We start from the raw sequence: 24,748 nt of genomic DNA on the forward strand, positions 1-24,748 counted from the left end.
GATGACAGACTATTATGTAATTGGAGATGTTCACGGAAAAGCTGGGATGCTGGAAGACCTTCTCAAAACATGGGATGGTCAGACCCAGTTGCTCTTTCTAGGGGACTTGATTGACCGTGGTGAAGATAGTCGCCGTGTCCTTGAAATGGTCAAGGACTTAGTGGACAATCAAGGGGCAATCTGTTTGTCAGGAAATCACGAGTATATGTTTTTGACTTGGCTAGATGACCCAGAAGAAAGTTATGACCATTATCGTCGCAATGGTGGAGATACAACTATTAACTCTATCCTAGGTCGTCCCTTGGATGCCCCAGTTGACGGAGTAGAAGATGCCAAGCGTGTTGCTACTGAAGCAGCAGACTTGGTCGAATTTATTCGACAAATGCCATTTGTGGTAGAGACAGATAAGTATATCTTTGTACATGCTGGTATTGATTTGACCTTGGATGACTGGCATGAAACCACAGATTACAAGAAAGTATGGCTTAGAAAACCATTCCACGAAGCCGAAAATCATACTGGGAAAACTATTGTCTTTGGTCATACACCGGTTTATGGTTTGTTAAAGCAAGAGCGAGGTACTGCTGAGCTTTGGACTACAGAAGATGGCAAGATTGGGATGGACGGCGGAGCTGTCTATGGTGGTGTCCTTCATGGGATTGTCTTTACAGACCAAGGAATGACAGAACACCACTTTATCGAAAATGACGGCTTTGTCGCTGAAGATTAGTACTCCTAGCAGGGTATGGTCTTGTCAAAATGTCAAAAACAATTTATAATAAATAGATACCCTGAAAGGAAGAGAATCATGAACTTAGAAGAATTGAAAAAACGACAGGAGAAGATCCGTAACTTCTCTATTATCGCCCATATTGACCACGGAAAGTCGACTCTAGCAGACCGTATTTTGGAAAAAACTGAGACGGTTTCAAGCCGTGAAATGCAGGCCCAGCTTTTGGACAGCATGGATCTAGAGCGAGAACGTGGGATTACCATTAAACTCAATGCCATCGAGTTGAATTACACTGCAAAAGATGGGGAAACTTATATTTTCCACTTGATTGACACGCCGGGGCACGTAGACTTTACCTATGAAGTTTCGCGTTCGCTCGCTGCCTGTGAGGGAGCGATTTTGGTGGTTGATGCTGCTCAAGGGATTGAGGCTCAAACCCTTGCCAACGTTTATTTGGCCTTGGATAATGATTTGGAAATCATGCCAGTCATTAACAAAATTGACCTGCCTGCTGCAGACCCTGAACGAGTACGCACAGAGATTGAAGATGTCATTGGTCTAGATGCCAGCGAAGCAGTCTTAGCATCAGCTAAAGCTGGTATTGGTATCGAAGAAATCCTCGAGCAAATCGTAGAAAAAGTGCCAGCTCCAACAGGTGATGTGACGGCGCCTCTTAAGGCCTTGATTTTCGACTCGGTTTACGATGCCTACCGTGGGGTTATCCTCCAAGTGCGTGTCATGGATGGGGTGGTTAAACCTGGCGATAAGATTCAGCTTATGAGCAATGGCAAGACCTTTGATGTGACCGAAGTCGGTATCTTTACACCCAAAGCAGTTGGTCGTGATTTCCTTGCGACTGGTGACGTTGGTTATATTGCAGCTTCTATCAAGACGGTTCAAGATACTCGTGTGGGGGACACCGTTACCTTGGCAACCAATCCTGCTGCAGAGCCATTACATGGTTACAAGCAGATGAATCCTATGGTCTTTGCGGGGCTATATCCTATCGAGTCAAACAAGTACAATGACCTACGTGAAGCGCTTGAAAAATTGCAACTGAATGATGCTAGTCTTCAGTTTGAACCAGAAACATCTCAGGCACTTGGATTTGGTTTCCGTTGTGGTTTCCTTGGACTTCTCCATATGGATGTTATCCAAGAGCGTTTGGAACGTGAGTTTAATATCGACCTCATCATGACAGCTCCGTCTGTTATTTATAAGGTTAATTTGACCGACGGTGAGTCAATGGATGTGTCCAACCCATCTGAGTTTCCAGACCCAACTAAGATTGCGACCATTGAGGAGCCATATGTTAAGGCGCAAATCATGGTACCGCAAGAGTTTGTTGGAGCAGTGATGGAGCTAGCTCAGCGCAAGCGTGGTGACTTTGTGACTATGGACTATATTGATGATAACCGTGTCAATGTTATCTATCAAATTCCTCTTGCTGAAATTGTCTTTGACTTCTTTGATAAACTTAAGTCTTCGACACGTGGTTATGCAAGCTTTGACTACGAATTGTCAGAGTATCGCCCATCTAAGCTGGTCAAAATGGACATCCTTCTCAATGGAGACAAGGTGGATGCCCTCAGCTTTATCGTTCACAAGGACTTTGCCTACGAACGTGGAAAACTCATCGTTGATAAACTTAAGAAAATTATCCCTCGCCAACAATTTGAGGTTCCAATTCAAGCAGCTATTGGACACAAGATTGTGGCTCGTACTGATATCAAGGCCCTTCGTAAGAACGTACTTGCTAAATGTTATGGTGGTGATGTTTCTCGTAAGCGTAAACTGCTTGAAAAACAAAAAGCTGGTAAGAAACGTATGAAAGCTATTGGATCAGTAGAAGTTCCACAAGAAGCCTTTCTAAGCGTTTTGAGCATGGATGAAGAATAATGATTCTATATAAAACTCTTGAAATACATTCAAGAGTTTTATATTTTTAGTTAAAAATTGTAACTTAACTCCATTTATGGTAGAGTAAAATACGGAGGTTATATGGAATACTAAAAGTTATTATGACTAGGAAAATTTTAAATAAAATTGATAAAGAACTGGGGCAGAAAATGAATTAGAATAATGATTCTATTTTACCGCTTGGATCTATAATTGTTAGTAAAGAAGGGGCGATTCCTTTAACTTATGATGAAAGTATTAGAAGAAAAACAAATTAAAACTGAAAAGTTATATGGTTTTACTCGATTTTTATTAATTGAAATAAATAATGGTTACGGGTTACTGGATTGTGAATCTACGACTTGTTTTGGTTATTTTTATAAAATTTATAAGATTGATTTTGATTTATTTTATAAGATAAAAAAGCAATCTGAGGATAAGCGAGAAGATATAACAAAAAATATAAAATTAGGTAGATTTTTCATGCTACCGATAATGATAGTGATTTTTTCATTCTTTTAATAGAATTTATTGGCTTTAATAAATTTAATCTTGTTTTATCTCATAGATTTACGTATTTTATCTTTTCTGCGTTACCTGTTATATTATCAGTATTATTTCGCTTGGGCTATTCTTATAAGCAAAAACTGATGATTAATAAAATTTTTATATTAGAAAATTCTCGTCATTACCATGTAGTTGAAAAGTTTAGTAATTTTAAATTAAAAAATTGGCTTCTCCTAATTATAAATGTGGTTATTGCCAGTTCTTTACTTATTTATATTTATGTATATGGTAATTTAATTGTTATGTTTTTTACGACAATATATTTATATTTATTAACTTTTAGTAAGAATATACGATTGAGTCAAGCAAATACAATGAATATTAAAATATTTGTTGAAAAAGGATATTCGGAAAGTGATTCAATGTTATTATAGAATTCAATAATTGGATAGATAGATATTCGATACGACTTAGTCAGTTTTCATAATCAAGAGTATATTCTATATTATCAAATCCAATGTTTGAACTAAAATTGGAAAAATTCTTATATTTTATTTGTTTTTATTAAAAATTGTAAATTAACTCCATTTATGGTAGAGTAACATATGGAGGTTATTATGAAAAAAATTTTACTTTTAGCATCTATTTTGCTTACAAGTGTCACGTTAGTGGCATGTTCAAATAAGAGTCAAACAGAATCTAGCACGAATGTGATTACTAGTTCTTCAAGTAGCCAGGAAGGGTCTACCCCGACGACTACAAGTTCTGATAAGAAGACTGAAGAAACACAGGTTATTGGTTCTGATGAGTATGGGTTCGTTAAAGTACCAAAGTCTTGGATTAAGTTCAATGAAGTACAGGGAGGCAATGATATTCAATATTCAGACGGTACGGATGTCAATATTGTCACCTTGAATACTTTTAAAGCAGAACAATTTGGTATTTCTGATAATGAATTTCAAAAACTTGAAACAGTTCGTATTTCTGATAGTATTTTTACTTCAAAAGAAAGTAATCCAGAATTCACTAAAGTATGGGGTTCTAAGTCAACTATTGGAGGTTATGAAGCCTATGTAGTTAACGCAATTTCTAAGTCTGGAAAATACATCATTACATGGATTTTTAAATCTAGTGATGGTAAGTTCAGATATGTTGCTTTAGAAGGGACTCCAGAAACATTAAAAAATCTACTTCCCATGATTGAAGAGAGTTGGACAATTCAAAAATAATTATTAAAGCAGGATTGGTATCCTGTTTTTTGTTTAAGTCATTAAAAACCGTTTTAAATGTTTGTTTTAAATGTTTGTTTTGCTTATAAAGATAAAAAATAAACAAAATAATCAAAAAAAGGACAAAAAACAACAAAAAATATTGACAACGATTTCATATAGTGTTATACTTATAGCATAAAGTTAATGGAAAGAAGGGAAAACCTTATGGGATTAGATCATTTCTTTGACAAAAACCTTGTGTTTTGCTTAGAAGCGGATAATCAAGAACATCTCTTTGATCAGGTTGCAACTTTATTGGAAGAACGAGAAATCGTAACTCCAACTTATCGTGAAGCCTTGATCACGCGTGAAAAGTCATTTCCAACTGGCTTAGATATGGAATTTTTGGGTAAAGATTTGCCGAATGTGGCTATTCCTCACACGGATATTGTTCATAATCTAGCCGAAAAAGTTGTGGTCGTTCGATTAGAAAAACCAGTGACTTTCCACAATATGATTGCGCCAGATAAGGAAGTAGAAGTATCCTTACTCTTCTTTATCATTAATAACTCAAGTTCAAGTCAAACGAACATTCTTGCTCAGTTGATGGACTTCTTTACTGGAAATGGTCATCTTGAAGACCTATCAAAAATTTCTGAACCAGAAGCCCTCTATGCTTATATTGCTGAAGCAATTGCTTAATCTTGTCTATTAAAAATATTAAATCGGAGGAAATCCATATGATTAAAATTCTTGCTGCCTGCGGTGCAGGTGTTAACTCAAGCCACCAAATTAAAAGTGCTCTTGAAGAAGAACTTTCAAACCGCGGTTTCGATGTTCACTGTGATGCGGTAATGGTCAAAGACGTTAATGAAGACCTTATCAAAGGTTATGACATTTTCACACCAATTGCTGCTACAGACCTTGGTTTTGACCCAGGTATTCCAGTTATCGAAGCTGGACCAATCTTATTCCGTATCCCAGCTATGAGTGCTCCAGTATTTGACAATATTGAAGCAGCTATCAAAGAACACGGATTAAGCTAATTATCAATTTGTTAACATTCATATAACATAAAAAGGGAGGAACTATTATGGATGTCATTATCAAACTGGCCAACGATATCTTCAAACCTATCTTGGATATGGGTGGACCGATCATCATGCTGATCATTTTGACAGTATTGGCTCTACTTTTTGGAGTGAAATTCTCCAAAGCGCTTGAAGGTGGTATCAAACTTGCCATCGCTCTTACTGGTATCGGTGCCATCATCGGTATGCTAAATGGTGCTTTCTCAGCATCACTTGCAAAATTCGTTGAGAATACTGGTATTCAATTGAACATCACCGACGTTGGTTGGGCACCACTCGCTACAATCACTTGGGGCTCTGCTTGGACACTTTACTTCTTGCTCATCATGTTGATTGTCAACGTAGTGATGCTTGCTATGAAGAAAACAGATACACTCGACGTTGATATCTTCGATATCTGGCACTTGTCTATCACAGGTCTTTTGATTAAATGGTATGCAGACAACAACGGTGTGAGCCAAGGGGTTTCACTCTTTATCGCGACTGCAGCAGTTGTTCTTGTTGGGGTTCTTAAAATCATCAACTCTGACTTGATGAAACCTACATTTGATGACCTTCTTAATGCACCAAGTTCATCACCAATGACTTCAACTCACATGAACTACATGATGAACCCAGTTATCATGGTTTTGGATAAGATTTTTGAAAAACTTTTCCCAGGTCTTGATAAATACGACTTTGACGCTGCTAAATTGAACAAGAAAATCGGTTTCTGGGGTTCTAAATTCTTCATCGGTTTCATCCTTGGTATCGTTATCGGTTTGATGGGCACTCCACATCCAGTTGCAGGTGTTGAAGGCGCTGATAAATGGGAACTTGTTATCAAAGGTTGGTTGTCTCTTGGTTTGACAGCCGGTGTATCTTTGGAACTCTTCTCACTAATCGGTTCTTGGTTCATCGCCGCCGTAGAACCACTTTCACAAGGTATTACAAACGTTGCTACTAAACGTCTTCAAGGACGTAAATTCAACATCGGTCTTGACTGGCCATTCATCGCTGGTCGTGCTGAAATCTGGGCTTGTGCCAACGTACTTGCACCAATCATGTTGGTTGAAGCAGTGCTTCTTTCAAACGTCGGAAATGGTATCTTGCCACTTGCAGGTATTATCGCTATGGGTGTTACTCCAGCTCTCTTGGTTGTAACACGTGGTAAATTGCTCCGTATGATTATCTTCGGAACACTCTTGTTGCCACTCTTCCTTCTTTCAGGTACACTTATCGCACCATTTGCAACAGAACTTGCTAAAGGTGTAGGTGCCTTCCCAGAAGGTGTGAGCCAAACTCAATTGATCACTCACTCAACTCTTGAAGGACCAATCGAAAAACTTCTTGGTTGGTCAATTGGTAACACTACAACTGGTGATATCAAAGCAATCCTTGGTGCAGTAGTCTTCCTTGTATTCTATATCGGTATCTTTGCTTGGTACAGAAAACAAATGATTAAACGTAACGAAGAGTACGCAGCGAAAGCAAAATAATGCGCTCCTATAAAATGTAAATTGTTAAAGCTAGGTTGTCATTTTCCTGATAGGAGTGACAGCCTAGTTTTTTATAAACTATCAAGAAATCGGAGAAAATAATGGTAATTGAATTAAAATCAGAACAATTAAGAGTTGAATTTAACAGTTTTGGTGGGGCTCTTTCTTCTATAAAAGATGCTGAGGGACTTGAGTATTTGTGGCAAGGGGATGCTACTTATTGGAGTGGACAAGCTCCTGTTCTTTTCCCCATTTGTGGTTCTTTGAGAGAGGATACAGCCCTCTATATAGATGAGAAAGGACAAGAAAGCAAAGGAAAGATTCCTCGACATGGTTTGGTTCGTAAGAAAGAATTTGAATTAGTTGAACAGACAGACAAGAGTGTAACTTTTGCAATTGAAGACGATGAGAATAGCTATCAAAACTATCCTTATCATTTCCGCCTAGAAATCACTTATATCCTTACTGGCAAGACAGTACGGACTCAATACAAGATTTTCAATAAAGAAACTAGCAAGGTCATGCCTTACTTTATTGGTGGACATCCAGGATTTAATTGTCCTCTGCTTGATGATGAAGTCTATGAAGATTATTATCTAGAGTTTGAGAAAGAAGAGACTTGCTCTGTTCCACGTCCTTTCCCAGAAACGGGTATGCTGGATTTTCAAGATAGAAGTCCATGGCTAGAGGGTCAAAAAGAATTAGACCTCAGCTATGATCTTTTCAGTACAGATGCAGTTACCTTAGATGAATTGCAATCTAGAACAATTGCCCTTCGTTCTCGTAAACATAATAAGGGATTGAAAGTGCACTTTGCAGAGTTTCCAAATCTCATTATCTGGTCAACTTTGAATAAAGGACCTTTCATTGCTTTTGAACCATGGTCTGGCTTGTCAACATCCCTTGAAGAAGGAGATCATCTCGAAGATAAGAAAAATGTTCGTCTCCTAGAACCTGGTCAAGTGGATCAAATTGGTTTTGATATCGAAATCTTTTAAATAAAAAACCACAAAAACAAACATTAATTGTTGACTTTTTTAAGAAATAGGAGTATATTATGTTTGTAAGCAACAAATGATGTTTGTCGCAAACAAACAATCACTTGTTATATTCTCTTTCGTGGGGAAAGATTATTTCTAGGAAACTGATTTCCTAAACTTGAATAAGGTGTCATTCATCTCATTCAATCCAATGTGTCAATAAACTGCTAGAAAGCTTTTTGTAGGTAAACTGCTAACCATAAAAGTCTTTACTAGCCTAGAAAAATAAAAGGAGTATACAATATGTCTATTGTTATCGGTGCAGATGCTGCAGGTTTGAGATTGAAAGAAGTTGTGAAAGACTTCTTGGAAAAAGAAAACTTCCACGTTGTGGATGTTACAGCTGAAGGTCAAGACTTTGTTGATGTGACTCTTGCTGTTGCTGCAGAAGTAAACAAAGAAGAACAAAACCTTGGTATCGTGATTGATGCTTATGGAGCTGGTCCATTTATGGTCGCAACAAAAATCAAAGGAATGGTTGCTGCAGAAGTATCTGACGAACGTTCAGCTTATATGACTCGTGGCCACAACAACTCACGTATGATCACTATGGGTGCACAACTTGTCGGTGATGAATTGGCTAAAAACATCGCTAAAGGATTTGTTAACGGTAAATACGATGGTGGACGTCACCAAATCAGGGTCGATATGTTGAACAAAATGTGCTAATACTCTTCAAAAATCAAGATAATCTGTCGTCAGCTCACTTTAGCTAACCTCAGTTATGCTCGCAGCTCGCTTCCTAAGCTAATCTTGATTTTTCTTGAGTAAGGATAAATGATATTAGATTTATATAATTAATCGGAGGGAATAACTAATGAGAATTGCAATTGGATGTGATCACATCGTAACAGATGAAAAAATGGCGGTTTCAGAATTTTTGAAATCAAAAGGATATGAAGTCATTGACTTTGGTACATATGACCATACACGTACTCACTACCCAATCTTTGGTAAAAAAGTAGGGGAAGCAGTAACTAGTGGTCAAGCTGATCTTGGGGTATGTATCTGTGGTACTGGTGTTGGTATCAACAACGCTGTAAATAAAGTTCCAGGTGTCCGTTCTGCCTTGGTTCGTGATATGACAACAGCCCTTTATGCTAAAGAACAATTGAACGCCAACGTTATCGGTTTTGGTGGTAAGATTACTGGAGAATTGCTGATGTGCGATATCATTGAAGCTTTCATCCATGCTGAATACAAACCATCTGAAGAAAACAAAAAATTGATTGCGAAAATTGAACACCTTGAAAGTCACAATGCTCAACAAACAGACGCAAACTTCTTCACTGAATTCCTTGAAAAATGGGATCGCGGAGAATACCACGACTAAGAGGTAACCTATGATTTTAACAGTCACAATGAACCCATCCATTGATATTTCCTATCCCTTGGATGAGTTGAAGATTGATACTGTCAATCGTGTGGTGGATGTAACCAAAACGGCTGGTGGTAAGGGACTCAATGTTACCCGAGTACTTTCAGAATTTGGGGATTCTGTTCTTGCTACTGGTTTAGTTGGTGGTAAACTTGGTGAGTTTTTGGTTGAACATATCGATGATCAAGTAAAGAAAGATTTCTTCTCAATTCAGGGAGAAACTCGTAACTGTATCGCTATTCTCCATGGAGACAACCAAACAGAAGTTCTTGAAAAAGGTCCTGAAGTATTGGAACAGGAAGGACAAGGCTTTTTGGATCATTTCAAAAAACTCTTGGGTTCAGTTGAAGTAGTAGCCATCTCAGGTAGTCTGCCAGCTGGCCTTCCAGTTGATTACTATGCGAGCTTGGTAGAACTTGCTAATCAAGCTGGCAAACCTGTTGTCTTGGACTGCTCTGGTGCAGCACTTCAGGCGGTTCTTGAATCACCACATAAACCAACAGTCATCAAACCAAATAATGAGGAATTGTCCCAGCTTCTAGGAAGAGAAGTTTCTGAGGATTTGGATGAACTAAAAGAAGTACTTCAAGAACCTTTGTTTGCAGGTATTGAATGGATTATCGTTTCACTTGGTGCCAACGGTGCTTTTGCCAAACATGGTGACACTTTCTACAAGGTAGATATTCCTAGAATTCAGGTAGTCAACCCTGTTGGATCTGGAGATTCTACAGTTGCTGGAATTTCTTCAGGTTTACTTCATAAAGAATCGGATGCAGAACTACTCATCAAGGCAAATGTCCTTGGTATGCTCAATGCTCAAGAAAAAATGACTGGTCATGTCAACATGGCCAACTATCAAGCTCTATATGATCAATTAATAGTAAAAGAGGTATAAAATGGCTTTAACAGAACAAAAACGTGCACGCTTAGAAAAACTTTCTGATGAAAATGGTATCATCTCAGCTCTTGCATTTGACCAACGTGGTGCTTTGAAACGCCTCATGGCTCAACACCAAACAGAAGAACCAACTGTGGCTCAAATGGAAGAACTGAAAGTCTTGGTAGCAGATGAATTGACTAAATACGCTTCATCAATGCTTCTTGACCCTGAATATGGACTTCCAGCGACTAAAGCTCTTGATGAAAAAGCTGGTCTTCTCCTTGCTTATGAAAAAACAGGTTATGACACAACAAGCACAAAACGCTTGCCAGACTGCTTGGATGTTTGGTCTGCAAAACGTATTAAAGAAGAAGGTGCAGATGCAGTTAAATTCTTGCTTTACTATGACGTAGATAGCTCAGACGAACTCAACCAAGAAAAACAAGCTTATATCGAACGCATCGGTTCAGAGTGTGTGGCTGAAGATATCCCATTCTTCCTTGAAATCCTTGCTTACGATGAAAAAATTGCAGATGCAGGTTCTGTAGAATACGCTAAAGTAAAACCACACAAAGTTATCGGCGCTATGAAAGTCTTCTCAGACCCACGCTTTAACATTGATGTCTTGAAAGTAGAAGTTCCTGTTAACATTAAATATGTTGAAGGCTTCGCTGAAGGTGAAGTAGTTTATACACGTGAAGAAGCAGCAGCCTTCTTCAAAGCTCAAGATGAAGCAACTAACTTGCCATACATCTACTTGAGTGCTGGTGTATCAGCTAAACTCTTCCAAGATACTCTTGTATTTGCTCATGAATCAGGTGCAAACTTTAACGGAGTTCTTTGTGGCCGGGCTACATGGGCTGGATCGGTTGAAGCATACATCAAAGATGGTGAAGCAGCAGCTCGCGAATGGCTTCGCACAACTGGTTTTGAAAACATTGACGAACTCAACAAAGTTCTTCAAACAACAGCGACTTCATGGAAAGAACGCGTGTAAGCAAGTCCTCCTAGGTTAGGAACATGAATCTAAAAAAATTTTAAAAAAAGTTTTATGTAAAGGTTTACAAAACAACTTACTTGTGCTATACTTAAATCACAAGTTAATACAAGGTGAGTGTTACTAAGTAATATTAGGCATGATCACAGGTGAATTAGAAATCGGCTGATTTTCTAGTTCATTTGTGGTCATTTTTTGTACTAATATACCTTTAAGATATAAAAGGAGGTTGACATGTATCGAATTCTAAATCCAATGAATCACAATGTCTCGCTTGTCAGAAATGATAAAGGAGAAGAAGTGATTGTGATTGGTAAAGGGATTACATTTGGAAAGAAGAAAGGGGATTTGATTGCTGAACAGCAGGTTGAGAAAATCTTTCGGATGAAGACCGAAGAGTCCAGAGAAAACTTTATGGCTCTCCTCAAAGATGTTCCGCTTGATTTTATCACAGTGACCTATGAAATCATTGATAAGCTATCAAAGAAATATCATTATCCGATTCAAGAGTATCTCTACGTAACCTTGACAGATCATATTTACTGTTCTTACCAAGCTCTAGCACAAGGAAGGTACAAGGATAGTAATCTGCCAGATATTTCCACTAAGTATCCTGTCGCTTTTCAAATCGCAAATGAAGCATTTGAAATTTACCGTCAGAAGTTAGCGGATCATTTTCCTGAGGACGAAATTATTCGGATTGCTTATCATTTCATTAATGCCGAAGGTGAAAATACAGTGGAACTTGTGGAGTCGATTGATAAGAGGAAAGAAATTCTCAGGAATGTTGAAGAAGTTCTAACGGACTATGCAATTCAACGAACTAAAGAGAATAACCATTTCTATGATCGCTTTATGATTCATTTGAATTATTTCTTGGATTATTTAGACAGATCTAGGGATGATAACCAATCGCTTCTGGATATGGAAGATCATATTAAACAATCCTATCCAAAAGCCTTCGAGATTGGTTCCAAGATCTATGATGTGATTACGCAACATACGGGTCTTGATTTGTATAAAAGTGAACGAGTTTATCTAGTTCTACATATCCAACGTTTATTGTCATAAAAATTTAATTAAAAATACATAAGGAGAATTCTATCATGAATAGAGAAGAAGTAACATTGTTAGGTTTTGAAATCGTAGCCTATGCTGGCGACGCTCGTTCAAAACTATTGGAAGCCTTGAAAGCTGCTGAAGCTGGTGATTTTGTAAAAGCAGATATTCTTGTAGAGGAAGCTGGTTCTTGCATTGCAGAGGCTCACCACGCGCAAACAAGTCTATTGACTAAGGAAGCTTCTGGTGAGGACTTAGCGTATAGTGTGACCATGATGCATGGCCAAGATCACTTGATGACAACTGTCTTGTTAAAAGATTTGATGCACCACTTAATCGAACTTTATAAGAGAGGAGTTAAATAATGAACAAACTAATTGCATTTATCGAGAAAGGAAAGCCTTTCTTTGAGAAATTATCTCGTAATATCTATCTTCGTGCTATTCGTGATGGTTTCATTGCAGGTATGCCTGTTATTCTCTTCTCAAGTATCTTTATCTTAATCGCCTTTGTACCAAACTCATGGGGCTTTAAATGGTCTGATGAAGTTGTAGCCTTTCTGATGAAACCTTATAGCTATTCTATGGGTATTCTGGCTCTCTTGGTAGCTGGTACAACAGCTAAGTCATTGACTGACTCAGTAAACCGTAGCATGGAGAAAACCAATCAAATCAACTATATGTCAACACTGTTAGCAGCGATTGTTGGTTTGTTGATGTTAGCAGCTGATCCTATAGAAAATGGTCTTGCTACTGGATTCTTGGGAACAAAAGGCTTGCTTTCAGCCTTCCTTGCTGCCTTTGTTACTGTAGCCATCTATAAGGTTTGTGTTAAGAACAACGTCACTATTCGTATGCCTGACGAAGTTCCACCAAATATCTCACAAGTCTTTAAAGATGTGATTCCATTCACTCTCTCAGTTGTTTCACTTTATGCTCTTGATTTACTAGCTCGTCATTTTGTTGGTGCAAGCGTAGCAGAATCAATCGGTAAATTCTTTGCACCATTATTCTCTGCTGCTGATGGTTATCTAGGTATTACGATTATCTTTGGTGCATTTGCATTCTTCTGGTTTGTTGGTATCCATGGTCCATCTATTGTTGAACCTGCTATCGCAGCAATTACCTATGCCAATGCCGAAGTCAACTTGAACCTTCTCCAACAAGGTATGCACGCTGACAAGATTCTTACTTCTGGTACACAAATGTTTATCGTTACCATGGGTGGTACTGGTGCGACACTGGTTGTTCCATTCATGTTCATGTGGTTAACAAAATCAAAACGTAACCGTGCAATCGGTCGTGCTTCAGTAGTCCCAACATTCTTTGGTGTAAATGAACCAATCTTGTTTGGTGCACCACTTGTATTAAACCCAATCTTCTTCATTCCATTTATCTTTGCTCCAATCGCAAACGTTTGGATCTTCAAATTCTTTATTGAAACACTTGGAATGAACTCATTTACTGCTAATCTACCATGGACAACTCCAGCTCCACTAGGTCTAGTTCTTGGTACGAACTTCCAAGTTCTATCATTCATTCTTGCTGCCCTTCTAATCGTGGTTGACGTAGTCATTTACTATCCATTCCTTAAAGTATATGATGAACAAATTCTTGAAGAAGAGCGTTCAGGTAAATCTAATGATGAATTGAAAGAAAAAGTTGCCGCAAACTTCAACACTGCAAAAGCAGATGCTATTCTTGAAAAAGCTGGTGTAGAAGCAGCACAAAATACAATCACTGAAGAAACAAATGTCCTCGTTCTCTGTGCAGGTGGAGGGACAAGTGGACTTCTTGCGAATGCTTTGAATAAGGCAGCTGCAGAATACAATGTTCCTGTGAAAGCAGCAGCAGGTGGTTATGGTGCTCACCGTGAAATGTTGCCAGAGTTTGATCTAGTTATCCTTGCTCCTCAAGTTGCTTCAAACTTTGAAGACATGAAAGCAGAAACAGATAAACTCGGTATTAAACTTGCCAAGACAGAAGGCGCTCAATACATCAAATTAACTCGTGATGGAAAAGGTGCTCTTGCATTCGTACAAGCTCAATTCGATTAACGATAGGGACTGTGAAACAGTCTCCTATCGTTACGGCAATCGCTATGGCGAATTTCCTAATCGCCTTGTTAATTCGTCGGTAAAAAGCTATCGTTTTTACCTCCTCATGTCACAATTCGATTAATAATAGGGACTATGAAATAGTCTCCTCTCGTTACGGCAATCGCTATGGCGAATTTCCTAATCGCCTTATTAATTCGTCGGTAAAAAGCTATCGTTTTTACCTTCTCATGTCACAATTCGATTAACGATAGGGACTCTGAAATAGTCTCCTCTCGTTACGGCAATCGCTATGGCAAATTTCCTAATCGCCTTATTAATTCGTCGGTAAAAAGCTATCGTTTTTACCTCCTCATGTTACAATTCGGTGACTTGGTACAAGAAGTGAGATGGAGAAGGATGGCTCACTGACTCCTCTCCTCTCACTTTTACTTTATTTAAATCAAGAAATAGGTGAAAAAAATGACAAAAACATTACCAAAAGACTTTATTTTCGGTGGCGCAACAGCTGCCTATCAAGCAGAAGGTGCTACACATACTGATGGTAAAGGACCAGTTGCGTGGGATAAGTATCTTGAAGATAACTACTGGTACACTGCCGAACCAGCCAGTGATTTTTACAATCGATACCCAGTTGACCTCAAGCTAGCAGAAGAGTATGGTGTCAATGGCATTCGAATTTCTATTGCTTGGTCACGTATTTTCCCAACAGGCTACGGTCAAGTAAATCAAAAGGGTGTTGAGTATTATCATAATCTATTTGCAGAGTGTCACAAACGTCATGTTGAGCCATTTGTAACTCTTCATCACTTTGATACGCCAGAAGCTCTCCACTCAAATGGAGACTTCTTAAACCGTGAAAACATTGAACACTTTGTAGACTACGCGGCTTTCTGTTTTGAAGAATTCCCAGAAGTAAACTATTGGACAACCTTTAATGAAATTGGGCCAATCGGTGATGGTCAATACTTGGTTGGGAAATTCCCTCCAGGTATTCAGTACGACCTTGCCAAAGTCTTCCAATCGCACCACAATATGATGGTGTCTCATGCACGTGCGGTAAAATTGTACAAAGAGAACGGCTATAAAGGTGAAATTGGGGTTGTTCATGCTCTGCCTACTAAGTATCCTCTAGATCCTGAAAATCCTGCAGATGTTATTGCGGCAGAGTTGGAGGACATTATCCATAATAAATTTATCTTGGATGCAACTTATCTGGGTCACTACTCTGAAAAGACCCTGGCAGGGGTAGAGGCTATCTTGGCTGCCAATGGTGGTAGCTTGGATCTTCGTGAAGAAGATTTTACAGCATTAGAAGCTGCAAAAGACTTGAATGATTTTCTAGGCATCAACTACTATATGAGTGACTGGATGGAAGCATTTTATGGAGAAACTGAAATTATCCATAATGGTAAGGGTGAGAAAGGAAGCTCTAAATACCAAATCAAAGGTGTTGGTCGTCGTGTAGCTCCTGATTATGTACCACGTACGGATTGGGATTGGATTATCTACCCTCAAGGTTTGTATGATCAAATCATGCGTGTGAAGAAAGATTATCCTAACTACAAGAAGATTTACATCACTGAAAATGGTCTCGGGTATAAAGATGAGTTCGTCGATAACACTGTTTACGATGATGGCCGTATTGATTATGTGAAACAACACTTAGAGGTCTTGTCTGATGCGATTGCAGATGGGGCTAATGTAAAAGGTTACTTCATTTGGTCATTAATGGATGTCTTCTCATGGTCAAATGGGTATGAGAAACGTTACGGTCTCTTCTATGTAGACTTTGAAACTCAAGAACGTTATCCTAAGAAATCAGCTCACTGGTACAAGAAAGTAGCTGAAAGTCAGATTATAGACTAGTAGAATGAGTAATTAGATATAGAATTCTAGTGAGGCAAAAAGATGTTCAAAGATTTTATCCAATCTATTTATGAAAAAGTTTATATTATAAATTTTGATAAATGTTCTCAAATACCTTGTTTGACTAATGAGGAGCTGAAAAAACTTGGGAAATGGTATGTCTCTACCGGTAAAGAATGGATTTGCCATTCAGACTATGAGCTGGAAGAATTTAAAAATATCTTTTTAAATTTTATCAGTCCTGAAGAACGGGATAATATCTCCTTTGATTCAGATTTTATGCCGTTTCAACAATCATAAATAATCTAGGAAACTCCTTGTAAAAATCTTCATCCAAAAATGCGTCATATCAAGATTCTTATTTTCTTGATATGACGCATTTTATTTTTTATCAATCCTCAGTTTTATGGTTTAGAAAGAATAATTTTTGTTTGTTTTGAAAGTTGTTCAAACGTTTCTTTGCTCAGTTTAGAATCTGAAACGATGATATCAATATCAGAGATATTGTAGAAGGTATAGAAATCAAATTTATTGAACTTACTATTGTCAGCTAGTAAGTATTTTTTATTGGAATTATTGAGGGCGATGCGTTGAGATTCGCCTTCCTCTTCACTAAAGGTCGCAATCGCATTGTCCTGAATACCATTACAGCTAACGAAAGCTTTAGAAAATTGTAAATTGGCCAAGTTTTGAAAGGTTAGTGTTCCCACAAATGCTCCGGTGATAGAGCGGTAGTTTCCACCGATTAAAATCAAATCTGTTAGTTTTCGTTCGTTTAAGATGAGAAAGACTGGTAAACTGTTTGTTACAACACGAATATTATCAATTGGAAGTTCACGGGCAAAAGATTCTAAGGTTGTCCCTGGACCAATAAAAATGGTTTCACCCTCATCAATTAAATGGCCTGCAAAACGGCTAATTTCTTGTTTTTCTGCAATCTGTAAGCTTTGTTTTTCAATATTGGAACGTTCATTGTTTAAAATGGAACCTGTGCGAATTTTCTCAGCTCCCCCGTGTACTCGAACAAGTAGATCCTTGTCTGCCAACTCTTGTAAGTAGCGTCTAGCAGTCATATCTGATACATCTAAGCGAGTCATAATTTCTTTTACAGTAATAGTTCCCTTTGTATTTACCGTTTCTAGAATATTATCTAGTTTTTCCTGCTTTAACATCGTTATCACCTCTATTTCTATTACTATTTTATCATAAAGTATTCAATCAATCAATTTAAAAAACAAAAGAAAACAAAAACAAAAAGATCATGGTTGTTTTAAACAAACCATGATCTTTTTATCACTTATAAAATAGATGACCTTAGTCCAAACCGTAGTTGTAGTCATCGTCTTGCATGGCTTCAACTTCACCAAGGAGGTAACCATTTCCGACTTGAGAGAAGAAGTCGTGGTTGGATGTTCCTGTTGAAATACCGTTCATAACGATTGGGTTGACATCATCAGCTGAATCTGGGAAGAGTGGATCTTGACCCAGGTTCATGAGTGCCTTGTTAGCATTGTAGCGAAGGAAGGTCTTGACTTCTTCCGTCCAACCAACACCGTCATAGAGGCTCTCTGTATAACCTTCTTCGTTCTCGTAGAGAGTGTAGAGCAGGTCGTACATCCATTCTTTGAGTTTTTCTTGCTCTTCTTCAGGTAATTCATTGAAACCTAGTTGAAATTTATATCCAATGTAGGTTCCGTGAACAGATTCATCACGAATAATCAATTTAATGATTTCCGCAACGTTGGCTAATTTGTTGTTACCAAGATAGTAGAGGGGAGTGAAGAAACCTGAATAGAAGAGGAAGGTTTCAAGGAAAACGCTGGCAACTTTCTTTTCAAGTGGGCTACCGTTTAGGTAGATTTCGTTGACAATCTCAGCCTTCTTTTGTAGGTAAGGATTGGTGTTAGTCCATTCGAAAATTTCTTCAATCTCAGCCTTAGTATTCAAGGTAGAAAAGATTGATGAGTAAGATTTAGCGTGAACAGATTCCATAAATTGGATGTTATTGAAAACAGCTTCCTCATGGGGTGTACGGATGTCCGCGCGAAGGGCTTGAACCCCAGTTTCAGATTGCATAGTATCGAGAAGTGTTAAACCACCAAAGACTTTCCCAACCAAGTCTTTTTCTACATTTGATAGCTTTCTCCAGTCATCCAAGTCATTTGACAAGGGAATACGTGTATCGAGCCAGAATTGCTCCGTCAGTTTTTCCCAAGTTGATTTGTCGATGACATCTTCGATGGCATTCCAGTTAATGGCTTTGTAGTAAGTTTCCATTTTGAAATCTCTTTCTGTGTTTAGTATTGCGAACTCACAATTACTTCTATTTTATCATAATTCTAGAGGAGTATCGCACAAAAAGTCGGAAGCCCGACTTTTTGTTATTTCATAGTATAGATGCTTATTCTAGTTTAGCAGGGTGAATGAATCACTTATCTGAGAAAAAGTAGTTTTCTCAAGCAAAGATTAAATCACACAGCTTTCACATTGGTTGGCACCGACTTCTCCACCATCATCTGTAAAGGTACGGACGTAGTAGATAGACTTGATACCCTTGTTAAAGGCATAGTTACGAAGGATAGACAAGTCACGTGTCGTTTGCTTATTTTCCTTCTTCCATTCGTAAAGACCTTTTGGAATGTCACTACGCATGAAGAGAGTGAGTGAAAGTCCTTGGTCCACGTGCTCAGTTGCAGCAGCATAGACATCAATCACCTTACGCATATCCATGTCGTAGGCAGAAGTGTAGTAAGGAATGGTTTCTGTTGACAAGCCAGCAGCAGGATAGTAGATTTTACCGATTTTCTTTTCTTGACGTTCTTCGATACGTTGCGTAATCGGGTGGATAGAAGCAGAAACGTCATTGATGTAACTGATCGAACCATTTGGAGCTACAGCTAGGCGGTTTTGGTGGTAAAGTCCATCTGCTTGAACCTTGTCGCGAAGTTCAGCCCAGTCAGCAGCACTTGGGATAAAGACATCTTTGAAGAGTTCCTTAACACGGTCTGATTTTGGAACAAACTCGCCAGTTACATACTTGTCAAAGTAGCTTCCGTTAGCATAGTCTGATTTTTCAAAGTTGTGGAAGGTGATGCCACGTTCACGCGCGATATTGTTTGATTCTACCAAGGTCCAGTAGTTCATGAGCATGAAGTAGATGCTTGTAAATTCAACAGACTCAGGCGATCCATATTCAATCAATTGTTGGGCAAGGTAGCTGTGAAGTCCCATGGCACCGAGACCAAAGGTGTGGGCTTGGCTATTTCCGTGGTCGATGGTAGGAACAGCTACGATGTGTGAACTATCTGTAACGAAAGTTAAGGCACGCACCATAGCACGGATAGAACGACCAAAGTCAGGTGAAGTCATCATGTTAACCACGTTGGTTGAACCAAGGTTACATGAAACATCCGTTCCCATTTGAAGGAATTCTTGGGCATCGTTGATCAAGCTTGGTTCTTGGACTTGAAGAATCTCAGAACACAAGTTGCTCATGATAATCTTACCATCAACAGGATTTGCACGGTTAGCTGTGTCGATGTTGACTACATAAGGGTAGCCAGATTCTTGTTGCAATTTAGAGATTTCAGTTTCCAAATCACGCGCCTTGATTTTTGTCTTGCGGATATTTGGATTTGCGACTAGCTCATCGTATTTTTCAGTGATGTCGATGTAGTTAAATGGCACACCGTATTCAAGCTCTACAGAATAAGGGCTGAAGAGGTACATTTCTTCATTTTTACGTGCTAATTCGTAGAATTTATCGGGCACCACAACACCAAGTGAAAGGGTCTTAACACGAACTTTTTCATCGGCGTTTTCTTTCTTAGTGGAAAGGAAGGCGATAATATCTGGGTGGAAAACGTTGAGGTAGACAACACCGGCACCTTGACGTTGTCCCAATTGGTTTGAGTAAGAGAAGCTATCTTCGAAAAGCTTCATAACTGGAACGACGCCAGAAGCTGCTCCTTCATAGCCTTTGATAGGTGCACCAGCTTCACGAAGGTTGCTGAGAGTAATTCCCACACCACCACCGATACGTGAAAGTTGAAGAGCTGAGTTGATAGAACGTCCGATAGAGTTCATATCATCAGTTACTTGGATCAGGAAACATGATACCAATTCACCACGACGAGCGCGTCCAGCATTCAAGAAGGAAGGAGTAGCAGGTTGGTAGCGTTGGTGGATGATTTCATTGGCAATATCGATTGCAACAGCTTCATTGCCATCAGCGAAATAAAGGGCGTTAAAGAAGACGCGGTCTTCCATACTTTCAAGATAATATTCACCGTCGTTTGTCTTCAAGGCATATTGATTGTAAAATTTATAAGCTGCCATGAAAGACTTGAATTGGAAATTTTGATCTTTGATAAATTGAGACAATTCTTCCAAAAATTCTGGACGGTATTTCTTGATAAAGGCTGTTTCGATGTAGTTGTGTTCAATGAGGTAGTTGATTTTATCCTTGATTGAATCAAAAACCATAGTGTTTGGAACTACATTTTCTTTAAAGAAAGCATCCAAGGCTTCCTTATCTTTATGAAGCATGATTTGTCCATTGACAGGACGGTTGATTTCGTTATTGAGACGGAAGTAAGTCACGTCTTCAAGATGTTTTAATCCCATAAAATTTCCCTTATCTAATTACAAAAGAAAGGCTTCTAAGTTAGCCCTAGAAGCAGTTTCTTCTGGATGATGTACTAAGATTATGCTAATTGTTTCAATTTTCCTGGTTGGAAACCTGAAAAGACTTCAGTTGGTGTTTGGATAACAGGAGCTGCGCTGAAACCGAGCTCTTTAACTTGATCGATGTATTCAGGTTGCTCATCAAGATTGATTTCACGATAAGCGACATTATTACTGTCCAAGAAACGTTTGGTCATTTTACATTGGACACAGTTGTTTTTAGAATAAACGGTTACCATTGTGTAACTCCTCTTTCAAAATAGATTACTTTCTTAGTATATCAGAAAATAAATTTTTGTCAATGATTTGAAACTAAATATAGTGGTCTATTTTTCTACTCAAGGTCTCAAAACACAACATGTAGTGTTTGTTTTGTAAAATAGTGATGATTATCCTACAAGTAGTTTTTTGGAAAACTATATCCTGTGTTTTGTTATCTAAAATAGAAGATTTTCAGCAAGTTATCTGAAAGGAAATCGAATAAATCCCATAAAATGCTTGAAAAAAATCCTAGAAGATGATATAATACCAAATTGTAAGGGTTATCACATATAACTCAAAAAAGAAAGAACAAAAGGAGAGTCAAACTATGGCTTCTAAAGATTTCCACGTAGTGGCAGAAACAGGTATTCACGCACGTCCAGCAACATTGTTGGTACAAACTGCAAGCAAATTTGCTTCAGATATCACTCTTGAGTACAAAGGTAAATCAGTTAACCTTAAATCAATCATGGGTGTTATGAGTCTTGGTGTTGGCCAAGGTGCTGACGTAACTATCTCAGCTGAAGGTGCAGATGCAGATGACGCTATCGCTGCAATCTCAGAAACAATGGAAAAAGAAGGATTGGCATAAGGAAAATGACAGAAATGCTTAAAGGAATCGCAGCATCTGATGGTGTTGCAGTTGCAAAAGCATATCTACTCGTTCAACCGGATTTGTCATTCGAGACTGTTTCAGTCGAAGATACAAACGCAGAAGAGGCTCGTTTGGATGTAGCTCTTGAAGCTTCTCAAAACGAGCTTTCTCTTATCCGTGAGAAAGCTGTAGGTACGCTTGGTGAAGAAGCGGCTCAAGTTTTTGACGCTCATTTGATGGTTCTTGCTGACCCAGAATTGATTGGTCAGATTAAAGAAACAATCCGTGCTAAGAAAGTCAATGCAGAAGCAGGTCTTAAAGAAGTGACTGACATGTTCATCACTATCTTTGAAGGCATGGAAGACAACCCATATATGCAAGAACGTGCAGCGGATATCCGCGACGTGACAAAACGTGTATTGGCAAATCTTCTTGGTAAGAAATTGCCAAACCCAGCTTCTATCAATGAAGAAGTAATCGTGATTGCGCATGACTTGACACCATCTGATACAGCTCAATTGGACAAAAACTTTGTAAAAGCTTTTGTAACAAACATCGGTGGACGTACAAGCCACTCAGCTATCATGGCACGTACACTTGAAATTGCAGCTGTATTGGGAACAAATAACATCACTGAAGTGGTGAAAGACGGTGATATCCTTGCTGTTAACGGAATTACTGGTGAAGTGATTATCAACCCAACAGATGAACAAGCGGCAGAATTTAAAGCAGCTGGTGAAGCTTATGCTAAACAAAAAGCTGAATGGGCACTTTTGAAAGATGCTCAAACAGTGACTGCTGACGGTAAACACTTCGAGTTGGCTGCTAACATCGGTACTCCAAAAGACGTGGAAGGTGTTAACAACAATGGTGCAGAAGCGGTTGGACTTTACCGTACAGAGTTCTTGTACATGGATTCTCAAGACTTCCCAACTGAAGATGAGCAGTACGAAGCATACAAGGCTGTTCTTGAGGGAATGAATGGTAAACCTGTAGTTGTTCGTACAATGGATATTGGTGGAGATAAGGAACTTCCTTACTTCGATATGCCACATGAAATGAACCCATTCCTTGGATTCCGTGCCCTTCGTATCTCTATTTCTGAAACTGGAGATGCAATGTTCCGTACACAGATCCGTGCCCTTCTTCGTGCTTCTGTTCATGGTCAATTGCGTATCATGTTCCCAATGGTTGCCCTTTTGAAAGAATTCCGTGCAGCTAAAGCAGTTTATGAAGAAGAAAAAGCAAACCTTCTTGCTGAAGGTGTTGCAGTTGCGGATGACATCCAAGTTGGTATCATGATTGAAATCCCTGCAGCAGCGATGCTTGCAGACCAATTTGCAAAAGAAGTAGACTTCATGTCAATTGGTACAAACGACTTGATCCAATACTCAATGGCAGCAGACCGTATGAACGAGCAAGTTTCATATCTTTACCAACCATATAACCCATCAATCCTTCGCTTGATCAACAACGTTATCAAGGCAGCTCACGCTGAAGGTAAATGGGCTGGTATGTGTGGTGAGATGGCTGGTGACCAAAAAGCTGTTCCACTTCTTGTCGGAATGGGCTTGGATGAGTTCTCTATGTCAGCAACATCTGTACTTCGTACACGTAGCTTGATGAAAAAATTGGATACTGCTAAGATGGAAGAGTACGCTAACCGTGCACTTACAGAGTGTTCAACCATGGAAGAAGTTCTTGAACTTCAAAAAGAATACGTTAACTTCGATTAATGTGATTAACCTTGTAACCTAGTTGCAAGGTTTTTTGATACATTCGGGAATAGTGTAGTCTTGTAAAGTCCACTTTTCAATGAGTCAGAGGCATGATATAATAGGGGGAAACAAATAGAATAAGAGAGAAATCATGTCTAAAGAAATTGATATTGAGTACTACCACCAGCTAGCCTTGCAAAAGCAGAAGGAACACCGTAAAGTTTTAGCCACTCTAAAGAAAAAACCACCTAAAAACCTAGACAAGATAGCCCAGCAGATTCACCAAGAAGTCTTTGCGGAGATTGATTGTACGGCCTGTGCCAACTGTTGTAAGACTTTGGGACCCGACTTTAAAGAAGCGGATATTACACGAATTGCCAAGTATTTTAAGATGAAATTACCAGCTTTTGAAGCGGAGTTTCTGCAGGTAGATGAAGATGGCGATAAGGTTTTTAAATCCATGCCCTGTTCCTTTTTAGGAGGAGATAACCTCTGTTCCATCTATGAAGTTCGTCCAAAGGCCTGTCGAGAGTTCCCCCATACCGATCGCAAAAAGATCCATCAAATCAACCATTTGACGATTAAGAATACTTTGACCTGTCCAGCAGCTTATCTCTTTGTTGAGAAATTAAAGGATAAGTTATAGAGATTTAAAGGAGAAAAAATTCTCATAATAACTAGCAATATGAAGGGAGAACTCTGTGCCTAGACCTAAAACAAAAGAGGAGCTAATGCTGGCCTCTAAGGAAAACTATGAAAAGCTCAATCGTTTCATCTCCCAACTAAGTGAAGATGAGCTACAGACTCCATTTGATTTTTCAAGAGACCCAAAGAAAAAAGAAGCTCACTGGAAAAGGGATAATAATCTACGGGATGTCTTGATTCATCTCTATGAATGGCATCAGTTACTTTTGGCTTGGGTACATTCTAATCAAGAAGGTCACGAAAGACCTTTTCTCCCTGAAATTTATAATTGGAAAACTTATGGAGAAATGAATGTCGTTTTTTGGAAGAAGCACCAGAAAACGTCCTTAGAAGAAGCGACTAGACTTCTAGAACAATCACATAGGGAGGTTTTAGAGTTGATAGAAGTTTTTAGTAATGACGAACTCTTTACCAAAGGTGTCTATAAATGGACCGGCGGAACAAGTCTAGGTTCCTATTTTATCAGTAGCACCTCCAGCCACTATGGTTGGGCTCTGAAAAAACTCAAAGCACATCAGAAGAATTGTCAGGAATAGATGGCCTATTTGAAATAGAAAGAATGAGTTCTTTTAAAAGTAAGATAAA

The 24,748-nt window shown here is 38.7% G+C and carries 25 protein-coding genes; 21 read left to right on the forward strand and 4 right to left on the reverse strand.

The genetic code is table 11. The features are described from left to right. The first annotated feature begins 1 nt into the window (after nucleotide 1). The 17 genes from TZ91_RS03300 (at nucleotide 2) to TZ91_RS03390 (ending at nucleotide 16,498) form a co-directional block, all read left to right on the forward strand. On the forward strand, nucleotides 2-730 hold the full coding sequence (locus TZ91_RS03300; protein WP_000133350.1) for a metallophosphoesterase family protein: 729 nt from the start codon (nucleotides 2-4) through the stop codon (nucleotides 728-730). A 78-nt stretch (nucleotides 731-808) separates the two neighbouring features. Further along, on the forward strand, nucleotides 809-2,632 hold the full coding sequence (lepA, locus tag TZ91_RS03305; RefSeq protein ID WP_001047207.1) for a translation elongation factor 4: 1,824 nt from the start codon (nucleotides 809-811) through the stop codon (nucleotides 2,630-2,632). A 246-nt stretch (nucleotides 2,633-2,878) separates the two neighbouring features. Then, nucleotides 2,879-3,154 (forward strand): hypothetical protein, encoded by a 276-nt coding sequence (locus tag TZ91_RS03310; RefSeq protein ID WP_033686913.1) that lies wholly within the window; start codon nucleotides 2,879-2,881, stop codon nucleotides 3,152-3,154. 602 nt (nucleotides 3,155-3,756) lie between these two features. Continuing rightward, nucleotides 3,757-4,368, forward strand: coding sequence for a hypothetical protein (locus TZ91_RS03320; RefSeq protein WP_033686909.1), 612 nt, complete (start codon nucleotides 3,757-3,759; stop codon nucleotides 4,366-4,368). A 207-nt stretch (nucleotides 4,369-4,575) separates the two neighbouring features. Next, on the forward strand, nucleotides 4,576-5,052 hold the full coding sequence (locus tag TZ91_RS03325) for a PTS sugar transporter subunit IIA (protein WP_000521974.1): 477 nt from the start codon (nucleotides 4,576-4,578) through the stop codon (nucleotides 5,050-5,052). Nucleotides 5,053-5,090: 38 nt separating this feature from the next. Beyond that, nucleotides 5,091-5,396, forward strand: a complete 306-nt coding sequence (locus TZ91_RS03330; RefSeq protein ID WP_000590547.1) for a PTS sugar transporter subunit IIB — start codon at nucleotides 5,091-5,093, stop codon at nucleotides 5,394-5,396. A 47-nt stretch (nucleotides 5,397-5,443) separates the two neighbouring features. Further along, on the forward strand, nucleotides 5,444-6,919 hold the full coding sequence (locus tag TZ91_RS03335; protein WP_033685009.1) for a PTS galactitol transporter subunit IIC: 1,476 nt from the start codon (nucleotides 5,444-5,446) through the stop codon (nucleotides 6,917-6,919). Between the two features lie 101 nt (nucleotides 6,920-7,020). Next, entirely contained in the window at nucleotides 7,021-7,917 is an 897-nt protein-coding gene (locus TZ91_RS10045) for an aldose 1-epimerase family protein (RefSeq protein WP_080702860.1), read from the forward strand. 285 nt (nucleotides 7,918-8,202) lie between these two features. Further along, nucleotides 8,203-8,628: a galactose-6-phosphate isomerase subunit LacA gene (gene lacA / locus TZ91_RS03345; RefSeq protein ID WP_000029277.1), complete on the forward strand. Its 426-nt coding sequence runs from the start codon at nucleotides 8,203-8,205 to the stop codon at nucleotides 8,626-8,628. Between the two features lie 148 nt (nucleotides 8,629-8,776). Further along, complete coding sequence (gene lacB / locus TZ91_RS03350; protein ID WP_001216910.1) at nucleotides 8,777-9,292, forward strand: galactose-6-phosphate isomerase subunit LacB; 516 nt, start codon at nucleotides 8,777-8,779, stop codon at nucleotides 9,290-9,292. 10 nt (nucleotides 9,293-9,302) lie between these two features. After that, entirely contained in the window at nucleotides 9,303-10,232 is a 930-nt protein-coding gene (locus TZ91_RS03355; protein WP_033686907.1) for a tagatose-6-phosphate kinase, read from the forward strand. A 1-nt stretch (nucleotide 10,233) separates the two neighbouring features. Continuing rightward, complete coding sequence (gene lacD, locus TZ91_RS03360; protein ID WP_001229114.1) at nucleotides 10,234-11,214, forward strand: tagatose-bisphosphate aldolase; 981 nt, start codon at nucleotides 10,234-10,236, stop codon at nucleotides 11,212-11,214. A gap of 234 nt (nucleotides 11,215-11,448) precedes the next feature. Then, nucleotides 11,449-12,285 carry a PRD domain-containing protein gene (locus tag TZ91_RS03365; RefSeq protein ID WP_033686906.1) on the forward strand — a complete coding sequence of 279 codons (837 nt, stop codon included), beginning with the start codon at nucleotides 11,449-11,451 and terminating at the stop codon, nucleotides 12,283-12,285. A 35-nt stretch (nucleotides 12,286-12,320) separates the two neighbouring features. Beyond that, nucleotides 12,321-12,638, forward strand: a complete 318-nt coding sequence (locus TZ91_RS03370; RefSeq protein WP_033686905.1) for a PTS lactose/cellobiose transporter subunit IIA — start codon at nucleotides 12,321-12,323, stop codon at nucleotides 12,636-12,638. Further along, a complete protein-coding gene (locus TZ91_RS03375; RefSeq protein ID WP_001037324.1) occupies nucleotides 12,638-14,329 on the forward strand; it encodes a lactose-specific PTS transporter subunit EIIC in 1,692 nt (563 codons plus the stop codon). Before TZ91_RS03370 ends, TZ91_RS03375 begins: the two co-directional genes overlap by 1 nt. 462 nt (nucleotides 14,330-14,791) lie before the next feature. After that, complete coding sequence (gene lacG, locus TZ91_RS03380) at nucleotides 14,792-16,198, forward strand: 6-phospho-beta-galactosidase (RefSeq protein WP_033686902.1); 1,407 nt, start codon at nucleotides 14,792-14,794, stop codon at nucleotides 16,196-16,198. A 42-nt stretch (nucleotides 16,199-16,240) separates the two neighbouring features. Then, nucleotides 16,241-16,498, forward strand: a complete 258-nt coding sequence (locus TZ91_RS03390) for a DUF3884 family protein (protein ID WP_000471578.1) — start codon at nucleotides 16,241-16,243, stop codon at nucleotides 16,496-16,498. A gap of 104 nt (nucleotides 16,499-16,602) precedes the next feature. Here the strand turns inward: TZ91_RS03390 and TZ91_RS03395 are convergent, their stop codons facing one another. The 4 genes from TZ91_RS03395 to nrdH all read right to left on the reverse strand — a co-directional run bounded on the left by TZ91_RS03395 (nucleotide 16,603) and on the right by nrdH (nucleotide 21,123). Next, entirely contained in the window at nucleotides 16,603-17,370 is a 768-nt protein-coding gene (locus tag TZ91_RS03395) for a DeoR/GlpR family DNA-binding transcription regulator (protein WP_033686901.1), read from the reverse strand. Between the two features lie 142 nt (nucleotides 17,371-17,512). Next, nucleotides 17,513-18,475, reverse strand: coding sequence for a class 1b ribonucleoside-diphosphate reductase subunit beta (nrdF, locus tag TZ91_RS03400; protein WP_000451386.1), 963 nt, complete (start codon nucleotides 18,473-18,475; stop codon nucleotides 17,513-17,515). Between the two features lie 189 nt (nucleotides 18,476-18,664). Then, nucleotides 18,665-20,824, reverse strand: coding sequence for a class 1b ribonucleoside-diphosphate reductase subunit alpha (nrdE, locus tag TZ91_RS03405; RefSeq protein ID WP_033686900.1), 2,160 nt, complete (start codon nucleotides 20,822-20,824; stop codon nucleotides 18,665-18,667). A gap of 80 nt (nucleotides 20,825-20,904) precedes the next feature. Beyond that, nucleotides 20,905-21,123 carry a glutaredoxin-like protein NrdH gene (gene nrdH, locus TZ91_RS03410; RefSeq protein WP_000259240.1) on the reverse strand — a complete coding sequence of 73 codons (219 nt, stop codon included), beginning with the start codon at nucleotides 21,121-21,123 and terminating at the stop codon, nucleotides 20,905-20,907. Nucleotides 21,124-21,473: 350 nt separating this feature from the next. Between nrdH and TZ91_RS03415 the strand changes: the two genes are divergently transcribed. The 4 genes from TZ91_RS03415 (at nucleotide 21,474) to TZ91_RS03430 (ending at nucleotide 24,699) form a co-directional block, all read left to right on the forward strand. Then, a complete protein-coding gene (locus tag TZ91_RS03415; RefSeq protein ID WP_000146947.1) occupies nucleotides 21,474-21,737 on the forward strand; it encodes a phosphocarrier protein HPr in 264 nt (87 codons plus the stop codon). 5 nt (nucleotides 21,738-21,742) lie between these two features. After that, nucleotides 21,743-23,476 (forward strand): phosphoenolpyruvate--protein phosphotransferase, encoded by a 1,734-nt coding sequence (gene ptsP / locus TZ91_RS03420; RefSeq protein WP_004241506.1) that lies wholly within the window; start codon nucleotides 21,743-21,745, stop codon nucleotides 23,474-23,476. Between the two features lie 133 nt (nucleotides 23,477-23,609). Beyond that, nucleotides 23,610-24,104: a YkgJ family cysteine cluster protein gene (locus TZ91_RS03425; protein ID WP_033687128.1), complete on the forward strand. Its 495-nt coding sequence runs from the start codon at nucleotides 23,610-23,612 to the stop codon at nucleotides 24,102-24,104. A 55-nt stretch (nucleotides 24,105-24,159) separates the two neighbouring features. Continuing rightward, nucleotides 24,160-24,699, forward strand: coding sequence for a ClbS/DfsB family four-helix bundle protein (locus TZ91_RS03430; RefSeq protein ID WP_045597071.1), 540 nt, complete (start codon nucleotides 24,160-24,162; stop codon nucleotides 24,697-24,699). The last annotated feature ends 49 nt before the right edge of the window (nucleotides 24,700-24,748 follow it).

It is taken from the genome of Streptococcus mitis, from assembly GCF_000960025.1.
GTDB classification, from domain to species: Bacteria; Bacillota; Bacilli; order Lactobacillales; family Streptococcaceae; genus Streptococcus; species Streptococcus mitis_DH.

Bases quoted from the DNA above. Each gene is read 5' to 3' on its own strand.
- ptsP (WP_004241506.1), top strand. From the start codon at position 21,743: ATGACAGAAATGCTTAAAGGAATCGCAGCATCTGATGGTGTTGCAGTT.
- nrdH (WP_000259240.1), bottom strand. From the start codon at position 21,123: ATGGTAACCGTTTATTCTAAAAACAACTGTGTCCAATGTAAAATGACC.
- TZ91_RS03335 (WP_033685009.1), top strand. From the start codon at position 5,444: ATGGATGTCATTATCAAACTGGCCAACGATATCTTCAAACCTATCTTG.
- TZ91_RS03300 (WP_000133350.1), top strand. From the start codon at position 2: ATGACAGACTATTATGTAATTGGAGATGTTCACGGAAAAGCTGGGATG.
- TZ91_RS03375 (WP_001037324.1), top strand. From the start codon at position 12,638: ATGAACAAACTAATTGCATTTATCGAGAAAGGAAAGCCTTTCTTTGAG.
- lepA (WP_001047207.1), top strand. From the start codon at position 809: ATGAACTTAGAAGAATTGAAAAAACGACAGGAGAAGATCCGTAACTTC.
- nrdF (WP_000451386.1), bottom strand. From the start codon at position 18,475: ATGGAAACTTACTACAAAGCCATTAACTGGAATGCCATCGAAGATGTC.
- TZ91_RS03390 (WP_000471578.1), top strand. From the start codon at position 16,241: ATGTTCAAAGATTTTATCCAATCTATTTATGAAAAAGTTTATATTATA.
- TZ91_RS03415 (WP_000146947.1), top strand. From the start codon at position 21,474: ATGGCTTCTAAAGATTTCCACGTAGTGGCAGAAACAGGTATTCACGCA.
- lacG (WP_033686902.1), top strand. From the start codon at position 14,792: ATGACAAAAACATTACCAAAAGACTTTATTTTCGGTGGCGCAACAGCT.
- TZ91_RS03365 (WP_033686906.1), top strand. From the start codon at position 11,449: ATGTATCGAATTCTAAATCCAATGAATCACAATGTCTCGCTTGTCAGA.
- lacB (WP_001216910.1), top strand. From the start codon at position 8,777: ATGAGAATTGCAATTGGATGTGATCACATCGTAACAGATGAAAAAATG.
- TZ91_RS03310 (WP_033686913.1), top strand. From the start codon at position 2,879: ATGATGAAAGTATTAGAAGAAAAACAAATTAAAACTGAAAAGTTATAT.
- lacA (WP_000029277.1), top strand. From the start codon at position 8,203: ATGTCTATTGTTATCGGTGCAGATGCTGCAGGTTTGAGATTGAAAGAA.
- TZ91_RS03370 (WP_033686905.1), top strand. From the start codon at position 12,321: ATGAATAGAGAAGAAGTAACATTGTTAGGTTTTGAAATCGTAGCCTAT.
- TZ91_RS03425 (WP_033687128.1), top strand. From the start codon at position 23,610: ATGTCTAAAGAAATTGATATTGAGTACTACCACCAGCTAGCCTTGCAA.
- TZ91_RS03330 (WP_000590547.1), top strand. From the start codon at position 5,091: ATGATTAAAATTCTTGCTGCCTGCGGTGCAGGTGTTAACTCAAGCCAC.
- lacD (WP_001229114.1), top strand. From the start codon at position 10,234: ATGGCTTTAACAGAACAAAAACGTGCACGCTTAGAAAAACTTTCTGAT.
- TZ91_RS03325 (WP_000521974.1), top strand. From the start codon at position 4,576: ATGGGATTAGATCATTTCTTTGACAAAAACCTTGTGTTTTGCTTAGAA.
- nrdE (WP_033686900.1), bottom strand. From the start codon at position 20,824: ATGGGATTAAAACATCTTGAAGACGTGACTTACTTCCGTCTCAATAAC.
- TZ91_RS03320 (WP_033686909.1), top strand. From the start codon at position 3,757: ATGAAAAAAATTTTACTTTTAGCATCTATTTTGCTTACAAGTGTCACG.
- TZ91_RS10045 (WP_080702860.1), top strand. From the start codon at position 7,021: ATGGTAATTGAATTAAAATCAGAACAATTAAGAGTTGAATTTAACAGT.
- TZ91_RS03395 (WP_033686901.1), bottom strand. From the start codon at position 17,370: ATGTTAAAGCAGGAAAAACTAGATAATATTCTAGAAACGGTAAATACA.
- TZ91_RS03355 (WP_033686907.1), top strand. From the start codon at position 9,303: ATGATTTTAACAGTCACAATGAACCCATCCATTGATATTTCCTATCCC.